14 protein-coding genes are annotated in these 15119 nt (G+C 64.7%); 13 read left to right on the top strand and 1 reads right to left on the bottom strand.

Translation table 11 applies throughout. The features are described from left to right. The first annotated feature begins 4 nt into the window (after positions 1 to 4). The 13 genes from J2R76_RS10715 (at position 5) to J2R76_RS10655 (ending at position 13051) form a co-directional block, all read left to right on the top strand. A complete protein-coding gene (locus tag J2R76_RS10715; protein ID WP_057019734.1) occupies positions 5 to 964 on the top strand; it encodes a carbohydrate ABC transporter permease in 960 nt (319 codons plus the stop codon). Then, a complete protein-coding gene (locus J2R76_RS10710) occupies positions 957 to 1880 on the top strand; it encodes a carbohydrate ABC transporter permease (protein WP_076826534.1) in 924 nt (307 codons plus the stop codon). The genes J2R76_RS10715 and J2R76_RS10710 overlap by 8 nt, the downstream gene beginning before the upstream one ends. 52 nt (positions 1881 to 1932) lie before the next feature. Continuing rightward, on the top strand, positions 1933 to 2919 hold the full coding sequence (denD, locus tag J2R76_RS10705) for a D-erythronate dehydrogenase (protein ID WP_028344631.1): 987 nt from the start codon (positions 1933 to 1935) through the stop codon (positions 2917 to 2919). A 156-nt stretch (positions 2920 to 3075) separates the two neighbouring features. Next, on the top strand, positions 3076 to 4032 hold the full coding sequence (locus J2R76_RS10700; protein ID WP_057019736.1) for a sugar kinase: 957 nt from the start codon (positions 3076 to 3078) through the stop codon (positions 4030 to 4032). Then, positions 4029 to 4679 (top strand): bifunctional 4-hydroxy-2-oxoglutarate aldolase/2-dehydro-3-deoxy-phosphogluconate aldolase, encoded by a 651-nt coding sequence (gene eda / locus J2R76_RS10695; RefSeq protein ID WP_076826536.1) that lies wholly within the window; start codon positions 4029 to 4031, stop codon positions 4677 to 4679. The genes J2R76_RS10700 and eda overlap by 4 nt, the downstream gene beginning before the upstream one ends. Before the next feature lie 45 nt (positions 4680 to 4724). After that, complete coding sequence (locus J2R76_RS10690) at positions 4725 to 5894, top strand: acetyl-CoA acetyltransferase (protein WP_028344634.1); 1170 nt, start codon at positions 4725 to 4727, stop codon at positions 5892 to 5894. A 1-nt stretch (position 5895) separates the two neighbouring features. Further along, positions 5896 to 7434 carry a class I adenylate-forming enzyme family protein gene (locus J2R76_RS10685; protein WP_141339952.1) on the top strand — a complete coding sequence of 513 codons (1539 nt, stop codon included), beginning with the start codon at positions 5896 to 5898 and terminating at the stop codon, positions 7432 to 7434. Between the two features lie 143 nt (positions 7435 to 7577). Then, positions 7578 to 7787 carry a hypothetical protein gene (locus J2R76_RS10680; RefSeq protein ID WP_057019739.1) on the top strand — a complete coding sequence of 70 codons (210 nt, stop codon included), beginning with the start codon at positions 7578 to 7580 and terminating at the stop codon, positions 7785 to 7787. 163 nt (positions 7788 to 7950) lie between these two features. Beyond that, entirely contained in the window at positions 7951 to 9150 is a 1200-nt protein-coding gene (locus J2R76_RS10675; RefSeq protein ID WP_057019740.1) for a CaiB/BaiF CoA-transferase family protein, read from the top strand. 11 nt (positions 9151 to 9161) lie between these two features. Further along, a complete protein-coding gene (locus J2R76_RS10670) occupies positions 9162 to 10328 on the top strand; it encodes an acyl-CoA dehydrogenase family protein (RefSeq protein ID WP_028344637.1) in 1167 nt (388 codons plus the stop codon). 125 nt (positions 10329 to 10453) lie between these two features. Beyond that, on the top strand, positions 10454 to 11590 hold the full coding sequence (locus J2R76_RS10665) for a thiolase family protein (RefSeq protein ID WP_076826540.1): 1137 nt from the start codon (positions 10454 to 10456) through the stop codon (positions 11588 to 11590). Beyond that, positions 11587 to 11946: a Zn-ribbon domain-containing OB-fold protein gene (locus J2R76_RS10660; RefSeq protein WP_076826541.1), complete on the top strand. Its 360-nt coding sequence runs from the start codon at positions 11587 to 11589 to the stop codon at positions 11944 to 11946. The genes J2R76_RS10665 and J2R76_RS10660 overlap by 4 nt, the downstream gene beginning before the upstream one ends. Before the next feature lie 577 nt (positions 11947 to 12523). Then, positions 12524 to 13051, top strand: coding sequence for a carboxymuconolactone decarboxylase family protein (locus J2R76_RS10655; protein ID WP_076826544.1), 528 nt, complete (start codon positions 12524 to 12526; stop codon positions 13049 to 13051). A 189-nt stretch (positions 13052 to 13240) separates the two neighbouring features. Here J2R76_RS10655 and glsA read toward each other — a convergent pair whose 3' ends face one another. Next, positions 13241 to 15100, bottom strand: a complete 1860-nt coding sequence (gene glsA / locus J2R76_RS10650; protein ID WP_076826546.1) for a glutaminase A — start codon at positions 15098 to 15100, stop codon at positions 13241 to 13243. Between the last annotated feature and the right edge of the window lie 19 nt (positions 15101 to 15119).

Below are 15119 nucleotides of genomic sequence, written 5' to 3'. Positions count from 1 at the left end.
GCCTATGGCTGACATCGCCCTTGCGCCGCGACGTGCGAAAACCGAAATCCGCGAAGCGACCACCTGGGATCAGCTCCGCCACAACAAGAACTGGCTCGGCTTCTGGTTCATGTTGCCGGCGATGGCGTTCCTGATCTTCTTCCTGGCCTATCCGCTCGGGCTCGGCATCTGGCTGTCCTTCACCGACACCCGCATCGGCCGCGTCGGTCATTTCATCGGCACTGAGAACTATGAATGGTTGTGGGACGATGCCATCTTCTGGCTGTCGGTCTTCAACACGCTGCTCTACACCTTCATCGCGAGCGCCGTGAAGTTCGCGGTCGGACTCTATTTGGCGCTGCTGCTCAACGAGCGCATGCCGTTCAAGGCGCTGTTGCGGGCCGCGGTGCTGATCCCCTTCATCGTGCCGACCGTGCTGTCGGCGCTGGCGTTCTGGTGGATCTTCGATTCCCAGTTCTCGATCATCTCCTGGTCGCTCAAGCATCTCGGCCTGATCACCCAGAACATCAATTTCCTCGGCGACACCACCTGGGCCCGGATCTGCGTGATCTTCGCCAATATCTGGCGCGGCGTACCGTTCGTGGCGATCACGCTGCTGGCGGGCCTGCAGACCGTGCAGCCGTCGCTGTATGAGGCGGCGACGTTGGATGGCGCCTCGCGCTGGCAGATGTTCCGCTACATCACCTATCCCTTGCTGACGCCGATCATCGCCGTCGTGATGACGTTCTCGGTGCTGTTCACCTTCACCGACTTCCAGCTGATCTGGGCGATGACGCGCGGCGGCCCGGTCAACGCCACTCATTTGATGGCGACGCTGTCGTATCAGCGCGCGATCATCGCGGGGCAGCTGGGCGAGGGCGCTGCGATCTCGAGCGCGATGATCCCGTTCCTGCTCGCCGCGATCATGGTGTCATGGTTCGGCCTGCAACGCAGGAAGTGGCAGCAGGGAGAGAGCAATGACTGATCTTCCCGCCTCCAAGGTCGACCTCAAGAGCATCCTGTCGACGCCGTCGCGCGTCGACAACAGCGAGGGCATGAGCTACCTGCAGTCGGTGCCGCGGCGGATCGTGACGCTCTACATCCCGCTGTCGATCATCGTGATCATCCTGCTGTTCCCGTTCTATTGGATGGGGCTGACGGCGATCAAGCCGGACGAGCAACTGCTCGATCTCGACAAGTACAATCCGTTCTGGACCTGGAATCCGACCTTCAAGCACGTCCACAAGCTGCTGTTCGAGAGCTACTATCCGCATTGGCTCTGGAACACGATGTATGTGGCGGTGGGCGCCACCTTGCTGTCGATCATCGCGAGCGTGCTCGCGGCCTATGCGATCGTGCGGCTGCGCTACAAGGGCGCCAACGTCGTCGGCGGCCTGATCTTCCTGGCCTATCTGGTGCCGCCGTCGATCCTGTTCATTCCGCTCGCGACCGTCGTGTTTCAGTACGGCCTGTTCGACTCGCCCCTGGCGCTGATCCTGACCTATCCGACGATCCTGATTCCGTTCTCGACCTGGCTGTTGATGGGATATTTCAAGACCATCCCGTTCGAGCTCGAGGAATGCGCGCTGATCGACGGCGCCAGCCGCTGGCAGATACTGATCAAGATCGTGCTGCCGCTCGCCGTCCCCGGCCTGATCTCGGCCTTCATCTTCTGCTTCACGCTGTGCTGGAACGAATTCATCTATGCGCTGACGTTCCTGCAATCGACCCCGAACAAGACCGTGCCGGTCGCCATCGTCAACGAATTCGTTGACGGTGACATCTATCGCTGGGGGTCCCTGATGGCAGGGGCGCTATGCGGCTCGCTACCGCTGGTTATTCTTTACGCGTTCTTCGTAGAGCATTATGTCTCGGCGATGACGGGTGCCGTGAAGGAATGAGCGCGCAAGGCCCGCAGCTGAATTCGAACAAGACAAGAAAAGGAGCAGGGTCGTGCACATTCTGATTCTGGGCGCCGCCGGCATGGTCGGCCGCAAGCTGACCGAGCGTCTCTTGCGCGAGGGCCGCCTCGGCAAGCAAGAGATCACCCGGATGACGCTGCAGGACGTGGTCGCGCCGGCCAAGCCCGCCAATGCCTCGATCCCGGTCAATGTGGTCGCATCCGATTTCGCCGATGCCGGCGCCGCGGCGCCCCTGATCGCCGAGCGTCCCGAGGTGATCTTCCATCTCGCCGCGATCGTCTCGGGCGAGGCCGAGGCCGAGTTCGACAAGGGCTACCGGATCAACCTCGACGGCACCCGCTATCTGATCGACGCCATCCGTGCCGTCGGCGGCGGCTACAAGCCGCGGCTGGTGTTCACGTCCTCGATCGCGGTGTTTGGCGCGCCGTTCCCCGAGAAGATCGGCGACGAGTTCTTCCATACGCCGCTGACGAGCTATGGCACGCAGAAGTCGATCTGCGAGCTCCTGATCAACGACTACACCCGCAAGGGTCTGCTCGACGGGATCTCGATCCGCCTGCCGACAATCTGCGTGCGTCCGGGCAAGCCGAACAAGGCGGCGTCCGGCTTCTTCTCGAATATCATCCGCGAGCCGCTGGCGGGCGAGGAGGCAGTGCTGCCGGTCTCCGAGGACGTCCGGCACTGGCACGCCTCGCCGAAATCGGCGGTCGGCTTTCTGGTTCACGCCGGCACGATGGATCTCAATGCGATGGGGCCGCGGCGCAATCTCAGCATGCCCGGGATGTCCGTCACCGTCGGCGAGCAGATCGCGTCGCTGGAGCGCGTCGCCGGCAAGAACGTCACCGCGCGGATCAAGCGGGTGCCCGATCCGACCATCATCAGCATCGTCTCGGGCTGGCCGCGCGATTTCGCCACCGACCGCGCGCTGAAGCTCGGCTTCACCACGGCCGAGAAGACGTTCGACGACATCATCCGGATCCATATCGAGGACGAACTCGGCGGCAAGTTCGCCGCCTGAGCAACGTCCGAGCTAAAGCATGATCCGGACAAGTGCGAAGCGGTTTCCCTCGCGACAAACGCGGAACGCGTTTGCGCGAAGATCATGCTCAGACAAGGGGCTAAGGCGCGATGATGATTCAACCAGGCTTCATCGCGCTTTAGCGCGGCGCTTGAGATGACCAGAGTTGCCAGCATCGGCGAATGCATGATCGAGCTGCGCCAGGCTCCTGGCGGCCAGCTCGGCGGGCTGTATTCGCGCTCCTATGGCGGCGACACGCTCAACACCGCGGTCTATCTGTCCCGGCTCGGCATCCACGTCGATTACTTCACGGCGCTCGGCGATGATGCGCTGAGCGATGAGATGATCGCGGGCTGGGCGAGCGAAGGCATCGGCACCAAGCATGTCGCGCGATCGGCGGGCAAGCTGCCCGGCCTCTATCTGATCCAGACCGACGACAAGGGCGAGCGGCGCTTCTTCCACTGGCGTGACAGCGCCGCCGCCCGCGACCTGATGGATCTGCCCGAAACGGAAGACATCCTGAACTCACTCGCGACCTATGACGTCGTCTATCTCTCGGCGATCACGCTCTCGATCCTGCGCGAGGACGGGCAGGAGCGATTGCTGGCGGCGCTGAAGCGTGCGCGGCTGTTGGGGACGCGGTTTGCGTTCGACACCAATTTCCGCGCCCGCGGCTGGCCGGACCTGAACGTCGCGCGGAAGGTCTTCAGCAGCGCGTTCGAGACGGCCGATATCGTGCTTGCCTCGACCGAGGATCTGGCGCCGCTTTATCCCGGCGAGAGCAACACGGCGCTGCTGGCCGGCATCTCGAGCCCCGAGGTGGTGCTGAAGCTCGCCGAGCCGGCCTGCATCGTGCGCTCGGCCGGCGGAACGCGCGAGGTGAAGGCGGAGCAGCTTACCAAGCCGGTGGTCGATACCACCGCGGCCGGCGACAGCTTTGCCGCCGCCTATCTCGCCGCGCGGCTCGGCGGCGCCGAGCCAGAGGAGGCGGCGCGCGCCGGCCATCGGCTGGCCGGTGTCGTGGTGTGCTATCCCGGCGCGATCATTCCGCGCTACGCCATGCCGCCGAAAAAGGCGCTTCGTCTCCCACCATCCCGTAAGGCCTCGCAATGACAACGACATCGAAGCAGGACCGGATCGCCGAGCTGATCCGTCAGGCCACCGTGATCCCGGTGCTGACCATCGAGCGGCTCGAGGACGCGGTGCCGCTTGCAAAGGCGCTGGTCGCCGGCGGCGTGCGGACGCTCGAGGTGACGCTGCGGACGGCGGTCGCGGTCGACGCGGCCAGGGCCATCATCGCCGGTGTGCCGGAGGCAATCGTCGGGATCGGCACGATCCTCAATGGTGACGACCTGATGCGCGCCGAGGCGCTGGGCGCCAAATTCGGCATCAGCCCGGGTGCGACGCCCGAGCTGTTGGCGGCGGCAGCCTCCAGCCAGCTGCCCTTCGCGCCGGGGATCGCGACCGCCTCCGAGTTGATGCAGGCGCTGGCCCACGGCTTCGACGTCGTCAAATTCTTCCCGGCCGAGCAGGCGGGCGGTATCAAGGCACTGCGGGCTCTGGCCGGGCCATTTCCGCAGGTCAGGGTGTGCCCGACCGGCGGGGTCAGCGAGGCCAATGCGGTGACCTGGCTCGCCGAACCGAATGTGCTGGCGGTCGGCGGTTCCTGGCTGTGCCCCGCGGCCGATATCCGCGCCGCCAATTGGGCGGGCATAACCGCCATGTGCGCGACGGCGATGAAAACGCTGAAAGCCGCCTGAAGATACGCTACATAACTCTCCGAACAGGAACAGGGAGATACAGCCATGACCGCCAGCATCGTGGGTTGGGCGCACACGCCATTCGGAAAGTTCGACGCGGAGACCGTCGAGGGTCTCGTGGTCAAGGTCGCCAACGAGGCGCTGGCTGACGCCGGCATCGCCGCGTCCGATGTCGACGAAATTATGCTCGGTCATTTCAACGCCGGCTTCTCGCCGCAGGATTTTACGGCCTCGCTGGTACTGCAGGCCAATCCGGCGCTGCGCTTCAAGCCGACCACCCGGGTCGAGAATGCCTGCGCCACCGGATCGGCCGCCGTGCATCAGGGCATTCGCGCCATCGAAGCCGGCGCCGCGAAGATCGTGCTGGTGGTCGGCGTCGAGCAGATGACGAAGACGCCGGGCCCGGAGATCGGCAAGAACCTGCTCAAGGCGTCGTATCTGCCCGAGGACGGCGACACGGTCGGCGGCTTTGCCGGCGTGTTCGGCAAGATCGCGCAGGCCTATTTCCAGAAATACGGCGACCAGTCGGATGCGCTGGCGATGATCGCCGCCAAGAACCACAAGAACGGCGTCGCCAATCCCTATGCGCAGATGCGCAAGGATTTCGGCTTCGAGTTCTGCCGCGCCGAGAGCGACAAGAACCCGTTCGTCGCCGGTCCCTTGAAGCGCACCGACTGCTCGCTGGTCTCGGACGGCGCCGCGGCACTGGTGCTGACCGATGCCGAGACCGCCAAGACCATGGGCAAGGCGGTGAACATCCGTGCCACCGCGCATGCGCAGGATTTCCTGCCGATGTCCAAGCGTGACATCCTGCAGTTCGAAGGCTGCACCACCGCCTGGCAGCGCGCGCTGCAGAAGGCCGGCCTGCAGCTCTCCGACCTGTCCTTCGTCGAGACCCATGACTGCTTCACCGTCGCCGAGCTGATCGAATATGAAGCGATGGGCCTGACGCCGAAGGGACAGGGCGCGCGCGCGATCATGGAAGGCTGGACCCAGAAGGACGGCAAGCTGCCGGTCAATCCGTCCGGCGGCCTCAAGGCCAAGGGCCACCCGATCGGCGCCACCGGCGTCTCCATGCATGTGATGAGCGCGATGCAGCTCACGGGGCAAGCGCCCGAGGGCATGCAGCTCAAGAACCCGCAGATCGGCGGCATCTTCAACATGGGCGGCGCCGCGGTCGCCAACTACGTCTCGATCCTCGAGCCGGCGAAGTAGCTTGAACATTGCCGAATGGCTGGCGGCGACGGCACGGGCGCGTCCCGACGCGCCGGCGCTGCTGACCGGTTTCGATCTCGACGCCGACTACGCCACCTTTGCCCGCCGCGCCGCCTCGATCGGGGCGGCGCTGGCGCGCGATCACGGCATTGCCGCCGGCGACCGCATCGCGCTGTTTGCGTCGAACTGCACGCAATATCTCGAATGCCTCTACGGCATCTGGTGGATCGGCGCCGCCGCGATCCCGATCAACGCCAAGCTGCACGGCCGCGAGGCGGCGTGGATCTGCGGCAATGGCGGTGCCGAGCTCGCCTTCGTCTCCGATGACACGATCGGTGCGTTGAACAAGGCGAAGGACGACTGCCCCGCCGGCATGACCACGCTGTCGGTCGACAGCGACGCTTACAAGACGATGCGAAGCGGCGAGGGGCCACCTGCACCGCTGCCGCGCGAAAACAACGATCTCGCCTGGCTGTTCTACACATCGGGCACCACGGGCCGTCCCAAGGGCGTGATGCTCAGCCACGGCAATCTGGTCGCGATGTCGCTGTGCTATCTCGCCGACGTCGATCCGGCGACGCCGCACGATGCCTCGCTCTATGCCGCGCCGATCTCGCATGGCGCCGGCCTCTACAATTTCCCGCACGTCCGGATGGGCGGCCGCCACGTCGTGCCGGAGTCCGGCGGCTTCGATCCTGACGAGGTGCTCAACCTCGGCCGCCAGCTTGACAATGTCGTGATGTTCGCGGCCCCCACGATGGTGCGCCGCCTGGTCGATGCCGCGAAGAAGCGCGGCGAGAACGGCGAGGGGCTGCGCACCATCATCTATGGCGGTGGTCCGATGTACACGGCCGACATCACCGATGCGATGACGACGATGGGCCAGCGCTTCGTGCAGATCTATGGCCAGGGCGAGTCGCCGATGACCATCACGGCGCTGTCGCGCGGCTGGCACGCCCGGAGCGATCATCCGCGCTATCTCGAACGGCTGGCTTCAGTCGGGCTGGCGCAGAGCGTCGTCACCGTGCGCATCACCGACAAGGACGGCACGCCGCTGCCTCCCGGGGAGACCGGCGAGATCGAGGTCAAGGGCGCGACCGTGATGCTCGGCTACTGGAACAATCCGAAGGCCAATGCCGAGACATTGAAGGACGGCTGGCTGCGCACCGGCGATGTCGGCCGGCTCGACGCCGACGGCTTCCTCACGCTGTCGGACCGCTCCAAGGACGTGATCATCTCCGGCGGCACCAACATCTATCCGCGCGAGGTCGAGGAAGCCCTGCTGACCCATCCCGATGTCAGCGAGGTCTCGGCCGTCGGTGTGCCGGATCCGGAATGGGGCGAGATCGTCGTCGCCTGCGTCGTGCTCGCGGACGGCGCCGCCGCCGACGACGGCAAGCTCGACGCGCATTGCCTTGCCTCGATCGCCCGCTTCAAGCGGCCGAAGCGCTATGTCTATCTCGATGCCCTGCCGAAGAACAATTACGGCAAGGTGCTGAAGACCGCGCTGCGGGAGATGCTGGCCAAAGGCATGGGCTAAAGCGGGGCGAGCCTGGGTTGAATCGAAAACATCGAAGACAACCCCATGCACTGTAGGGATTGGGGTCACTAAGGCGGTTAAGGGATATGCCCGGACCTCCCGCCGCGCTAAGCTGCCTGTGCTTGTCACCGGGAGAACGGACCATGGGAATCGAGACGTCTCTGTCGCTGTCGGAAGTGAACGATCGCATCGCGATCCTCCGGGACAATATCAGGCAGCTGATCGAGCAGGCCGCAGGCGCAGCCGGCGCCGAAGTCGAGGAGCGCATCGCCGAGCGGCTCGAGCAGCAGAATGCGGAACTGGAAAAGCTCCTGAAGGCGCGCGAGGTGATGACGGGGCAGTCGCCGGCATAAGGGCGGCGGTGAATACGCTTCGTTTTGCCCAGCCTGCGTTCCGCCGCACGGAAGCGGCCCGGCCGCAGCCATGCATACGCCCATACGCCCGGCGCAGCTTGATCTCTTGGAATAGCTCCCGTTACTAGCTCTATAACCACGACATCCGGGAGCGAACAAGACGATGGGACCACTGCAGGGTATCAAGGTCGTCGACATGACGACCGTGCTGATGGGACCCTACGCCACGCAGATGCTGGGCGATTACGGCGCCGACGTCATCAAGGTGGAATCCCCCGACGGCGACGTGACGCGGCAGATCGGTCCGACGCGGCATCCCGGCATGGGACCGGTGTTCCTCAACACCAATCGCAGCAAGCGCTCGGTCTGCCTCGATCTGAAGAAGCCGGCGGGGCGCGAGGCGGTGCTGCGGCTGATCGCGAAGGCCGACGTGCTGGTCTACAATGTGCGCCCGCAGGCGATGGCGCGGCTGCAGCTCGGCTATGACGTCGTTTCCAAGGTCAACCCGCGGCTGATCTATGCCGGCGTGTTCGGCTTCGGCCAGGAGGGACCTTATGCCGCCAAGCCCGCCTATGACGATCTGATCCAGGGCGCGACCGCGCTGCCGGCGCTGATGGCGCAAACCTCGGACGGCGTGCCGCGCTATGTGCCGAACGCGCTGGTGGATCGCATCGTCGGCCTCACCGCGGTCGGCGCGATCTGTGCGAGCCTTGTGCATCGCGATCGCACCGGGCAGGGCCAACGCGTCGATATTCCGATGTTCGAGACCATGGCCGGCTTCGTCATGGGCGATCACATGGGCGGGTTGACCTACGATCCGCCGCTCGACAAGGGCGGCTATGCGCGCCATCTGTCGCCGGACCGGCGGCCATACAAGACGCTCGACGGCTATATCTGCGTGATCGTCTACAACGACAAGCAGTGGGAGAACTTCTTCAAGGCGACCGGCCGCGACGATCTGCGCAGCGATCCGAAATTCGCGACCTTCGCCGGCCGCGCCACCAATATCGATGTCGTCTACGCCGAGCTCGCGCGCATCCTGCAGACCAAGACGACCGCCGAGTGGAACGGGATCCTCGAAAAGGCCGACGTGCCGGTAATGCCGATGCACGATCTCGAGAGCCTGCTGGAGGACCCGCATATGGTCGCGACCGGCGTCTTCCCCGTGGTCGATCATCCGACCGAGGGGCGGATCCGCAGCATGACGCCGTCGGCGCGGTGGTCGGAGACCAAGGTCGAGCCGAGCCGGCTGGCGCCACGGCTCGGCGAGCACAGTGCGGAGATTTTGCGGGAGGCAGGCTTCTCCACCGAGGAGATCGCGGCGATGGTGCGCGACGGCGCGGCCAAAGCGGTGCAGGCATAGGAGCACGACAGATGGATTTCGCACTCTCCGCCAACCAGGAATCGATCCGCGATGCCGTCGCCAAGATCTGCTCGCGCTTTGACGAAGCCTACTGGCTGAAGAAGGACAAGGAGGGCGGCTATCCGGCCGACTTCCACCGCGCGCTGGCCGATGCCGGCTGGCTCGGCATCTGCATCCCCGAGGAATATGGCGGCTCCGGGCTCGGCATCACCGATGCCGCGATCATGATGCGCACGATCTCCGAATCCGGTGCCGGCATGTCCGGCGCGTCCGCGGTGCATATGAACGTGTTCGGGCTCAATCCGGTGGTGGTGTTCGGCACCAAGGAGCAGTGCCAGCGCATGCTGCCGCCGATCATCGACGGCCGCGACAAGTCCTGCTTCGCGGTGACCGAGCCGAACACCGGCCTCAACACCACGCAGCTCAAGACCCGCGCGGTGCGCCAGGGCGACAAATACATCGTCAACGGCCAGAAGGTGTGGATCTCGACCGCCCAGGTCGCCAACAAGATCCTGCTGCTCGCGCGCACCACGCCGCTGGAGGAGGTGCGCAGCCCGACCCATGGCCTCAGCCTGTTCTACACCGATTTCGACCGCAAGCGCGTCACCGTGCACGAGATCGAGAAGATGGGCCGCAAGCCAGTCGATTCCAACGAGCTGTTCTTCGAGAATTTCGAGATCCCGGTCGAAGACCGTATCGGCGAGGAGGGCCGCGGCTTCGAATACATCCTGCACGGCATGAATCCCGAGCGCATCCTGATCGCGGCTGAAGCCGTCGGCCTCGGCCAGATCGCGCTGAAGCGGGCGTCGGAATATGCCAAGGGCCGCATCGTGTTCAACCGGCCGATCGGCATGAACCAGGCGATCCAGCATCCGCTGGCGAAGTGCTGGATGGAACTGGAGGCAGCCTGGCTGATGGTGCTGCGCGCCGGCTGGCAGTATGACCAGAACCTGCCCTGCGGCCCCGCGGCGAACTCCGCAAAATATCTCGCGGCGGAAGCCGGCTTCCATGCCTGCGAGCAAGCGGTGATGACCCATGGCGGCTTCGGCTACGCCAAGGAGTACCACGTCGAGCGCTACTTGCGGGAATCGCTGATCCCGCGCATCGCGCCGATCAGTCCACAGCTGATCCTCAGCTTCATCGGCGAGAAGGTGCTCGGCCTTCCGAAGTCGTATTGAGATGACGCAAGTCATTGTAGGTTGTCATTCCGGGATGGTCCGAAGGACCAGACCCGGAATCTCGAGATTCCGGGTTCGATGCTTCGCATCGCCCCGGAATGACGCTCTGAGATAGGTGCGCTGAAATGAGCTTCGTGACCGGCGTCGGCCTCACGTCCTACGGCAAGCATGAGGGCTTGTCCTCGCTCGACCTGATGAGCAAGGCGGCCGAGCTTGCGATCTCGGATGCCGGGCTGAAGCGCTCCGAGATCGACGGCATCCTCTGCGGCTACTCCACGGTCTCGCCGCACATCATGCTGGCCACGGTCTTCGCCGAGCACTTCGGCATTCGCCCGGCTTACGCGCACGCCGTGCAGGTCGGCGGCGCCACCGGGCTTGCGATGACCATGCTGGCGCATCACCTGGTCGACGCCGGTGTTGCAAAACACGTGCTGGTGGTCGGCGGCGAGAACCGGCTAACCGGGCAGAGCCGGGACGCCTCGATCCAGGCGCTGGCCCAGGTCGGCCATCCCGACTACGAGGTGACGCTGGGGCCGACGATCCCGGCCTATTACGGCCTGGTCGCAACGCGCTACATGCATGAATACGGCCTCACGCAGGTAGACCTCGCCGAGTTCGCGGTGCTGATGCGCAAGCACGCGCTGACGCATCCCGGCGCGCAATTCCACGAGCCGATCACGGTTGCCGACGTGATGGCCTCCAAGCCCGTGGCGATGCCGCTCAAGCTGCTCGACTGCTGCCCGGTGTCGGACGGCGGTGCGGCCTGTGTGATCAGCCGCGAGCCGACCGGCGAGCGGCAGGTCCGCGTCCGCGGCTGCGCCCAGGCACACACCCATCAGCACGTCACCGCAGCGCCTGCGCTGAGCGAACTCGGCGCCGAGATTTCGATCGCGAAAGCGAAGCAGGCGGCGGGCGTCGCGATCCCGGACGTGCGCTACGCCGCGGTCTATGACAGCTTCACGATCACGCTCGCGATGCTGCTGGAGGATCTCGGCCTTGCCGGACGCGGCGAGGCGGCGGCGCGGGTGCGCGCCGGCTATTTCAATCAGGATGGCGAGATGCCGCTCAACACCCATGGCGGCCTGCTCAGCTACGGCCATTGCGGCGTCGGCGGCGCGATGGCGCATCTGATCGAGACCCATCTGCAGATGACCGGCCGCGCCGAAAATCGTCAGGTGCGCGACGCCTCGGTGGCGCTTCTGCACGGCGATGGCGGCGTGCTGTCGTCGCATGTCAGCATGTTCCTGGAGCGCGTGCGATGAGCGGACCGATCGTGGACTGGACCAAGGGCACTGAAGCCATCGTCTACCAGACCTGCAACGGCTGCGGCGCGCGGCAATATTTCCGCCGCAGCTTTTGCGCCGCATGCGGTTCGCCAGATCTTGCCGAGCATCGCGCGAGTGGGGCAGGGACGGTGTATGCGACCTCGCTGGTCTGCCGCGCCGCGACGCCGGAGGCGCGGGCGCATGTGCCCTACAACATCGTGCTTGTCGATGCCGACGAAGGCTTTCGCATGATGGCCCATGGCGACAACGACCTTGCCATCGGCGACAAGGTCGCGGCGCGCTTCACGCAATTCGCGGGGAGGCTGGTTCCATATTTCGCAAAGGCGAAATGAGGGGCTGAACGATCCAGTCAGAACGCAAGACCAGGCTGAACAGGTTCGCTCTTGCCCCTCATAGTTTGCGGATCATTTTGGGCATGATCTTTCCGAAAACCGCTACACACTTTTCGGGATCATGCCTCAGTGCCAATAAAAGATCACGCTGGCGATGACGAGCATTGCCGTCACCGCCAGCATTTGCGCAAGCGCTTCCGAGGCCGCCCTCTTGGTGGCTTCCTTCATGCGTTTCCCCTAGACTTGGGCGTGACTCATCGTTGCGCAAATTGCGCGCAAGACGGCCGGATTTTTTACTCGGAACACCCCGCGTCGAGTATTCGCTTTTGACGAGTCCCCACTCAGCGAATATCGACTGTGACAGCGTTGTCTGGGAATGCGGCGGCAATTTGACTCGCGCGTGTCGCTCCTGCGACAGCAGCCCGTACAGAGCGTTTTCGAGCGAAGTGGATATCGGTTCGCGTGAAGAAAACGCGTCGAAACAAGGATCTAGGGCCCCGTTCCGATTTCATCGGAACGGAAAAAGCTCTAGTGTTTCGGAACCCGACAGAAACGACGGCAAGATCAAGGTTAGGAAATGGCCCGTATCGACTACTCCGATCCCGCGAAGGCAAGCCCGCGGACCCGCGAGATCCTCGACAAGAACCGCAACGCCAATATCTTTCGCATGATGGCGCATTCGCCAAGCTACTTTGAACAGTATTGCCGGCTCGGCGGCGCGATCCGCCACAAGGGCGAGCTCGATCCCGTCGTCCGCGAGCTTGCGATCACGCGCACCGGCATTCTCTGCGAGGCGCCCTACGAGATCGTCGCGCACAAGCGGATCGGCAAGAATGTCGGCGTCACCGACGAGCAGAACGCCGCGCTCGAGGATTGGCGGTCCGCGACCTGCTTCAACGATGTGCAGCGCGCGGCGCTCGCCTTCACCGACGAGATCGTCAAGCTCAAGAAGCCGACCGACGCGACCTTCAGGGCGATCGCAGTGAAGCTGACGCCGGCCGCGCTGATCGAGCTGCAACTCTCGGTCGGCTTCTACATCATGACGTCGAAATTTCTCGAGACCTTCGAGATCGACATGCAGCCGGTGACGGAAGTAGTGAGCTGAGCGGATCGCGTCGCGGAGTCCTTCGCCTCGCCCCGCCTGCGGGGAGAGGCCGGAGCGCATGCAGCGAAGCGGAATGCGGTCCGGGTGAGGGGGAATCTCCGCGAGTCTAACTCGAAGTTATTTTGCGGATGCAGCCCCTCACCCCGACCCTCTCCCCGCGAAGGGCGGGGAGAGGGAGAACAGAGAGACCTACCCCGACGTCAGCAGATCCACCTTTGCATTCGCCAGGATCAGCCGTTCGGCGAGGATCTGCGCGAGGTTGCGCATGATCCGCTCGCCGGCGCGCGGATGTCGCTCGCGGAAGCGCTCGAAATCCTCGATCGTCACTTCGTAGGTGGTCGCCGACATGTCGGCGACCACGTCCGCGACCCGCTTCGGCTCCAGCAGCGCCATCTCGCCGAACGCCATGCCGGCAGTCAGCGTCGCGAGCCGGATGCCGTCCGGCAGGGTGACGTGGACCACGCCGCTGCGGAGGAAGAACAGCGAGGTGGCCTCGCTGCCCGCGGCGATGACCTTTTCATTCTGCTGGTAGGTCCGGACCGTGCAAATCGAGGTGAGATCGGCGATCTCGGCTTCGCTCAATCCGGCGAGCAGCGGCTGCTCGGAAAGCTCCGTGGTCTCGAGGAAGTCGATCGAGCCGCCATAGCGGTAGACGATCTGGTCCTCGGCCCACTCGATCGCGGTGTCGAGCAGATAGAAATCCCTGATATTGCCGAGCCGCCTGGTCCACTCGCTGATCGTGGCCCATTCGCGCGAGGTCCGCTTGATGCCGGACAGGATCACGGTGACGCCGAGCTCGGCGAGCTCCTGGAAAGCTTCGGCCACCAGCCTTGCGCCGGCGCGGGTCGTCGCGGTGACGCGGCGCAGATCGAAGATCACGAATTCGGGCCGCGGGCTGCCGGCGAGGCGGCGCGAGACATAGTCGACATTGGAGAGCGACAGGGTGCCGACCAGCTCGATCACTCGGACCTCCTGGAAGTGCCTTGCCAGGATCTCCTGCTCCTGCGGCCGGCGCACCCGCCGCGACGGGTTCTTGCCGATATTGTAGTCGGCGATGATGCTGTGGCGTGCGTCGTCGCTGCGGTTGAGCATATGCAGGTCGTAATGCGCCGACAGCGTCTCGCACACCTTGATGCCGCGCACGCTGTTGCCGTGCTTGTCGAGTTTTGGCGAATAGCTGCCGAGCCCCAGCCGCGCCGGCAGTGCCGCCAGAATGCCGCCGCCGACGCCGCTCTTGGCGGGAATGCCGACGCGGTAGATCCATTCGCCGGCATAGTCGTACATGCCCGACGAGGTCATCACCGATAGCGTGCGCGCGATGGCGTAGGGCGTCACCACCTGCTCCTCTGTCAGCGGGTTGATGCCGCGATTGGCGAGCGTCGCCGCCATCACGGCGGTGTCGCGTGCGGTGACCAGGATGGAGCATTGCCGGAAATAGACGTCGAGCACCGCAGGCACGTTCTCGGTGATCACGCTGTTGGTGCGCAGCAGATAACCGATCGCCCGGTTGCGGTCGCCGGTGGCGCTCTCGGAGGCATAGACCGCCTCGTCGATATCGAGCTCACGTCCGGCGAAGCGGCCGAGCGCCTGGCGGATGTAGTCGAACGCGCCGTCGCCCTTGTCGGCGTGGAGCAGGCCGGAGCAGGCGATCGCGCCGGCATTGACCATCGCATTGAACGGATGGTTCTCGGCATTGAGCCGGATCGAGTTGAAGGGGTCGCCGGACGGCTCGACGCCGATCACGCTTTCCACCCGTTCGGCGCCCAGCGTGTCCAGCGCCAGCGCGAACACGAACGGCTTCGACATCGACTGGATGGTGAACGGCACCCTGGTGTCGCCGACCTCGTAGACGTGGCCGTCGAGCGTCGCCAGGCTGATGCCGAAATGGGCAGGGTCGGCCTTGCCGAGCTCGGGGATGTAGTCGGCAACCGCGCCCGCGGCCTCCGGCAGGAAGTCTGCGTAACAAGTGTGCAGAAACCGCAGCAGCGGCGGCTTCGAGCTGGACCAAGCCGTGGTGGTGGCGGTGACGGGAGGAGGCGATCGTTTCATCGCCTCCTGTTGTGCAACG

Source organism: Bradyrhizobium sp. USDA 4532 (genome assembly GCF_024171315.1).
Lineage (GTDB): Bacteria > Pseudomonadota > Alphaproteobacteria > Rhizobiales > Xanthobacteraceae > Bradyrhizobium > Bradyrhizobium australafricanum.
This window is presented reverse-complemented; position numbering and strand designations above follow the sequence as displayed.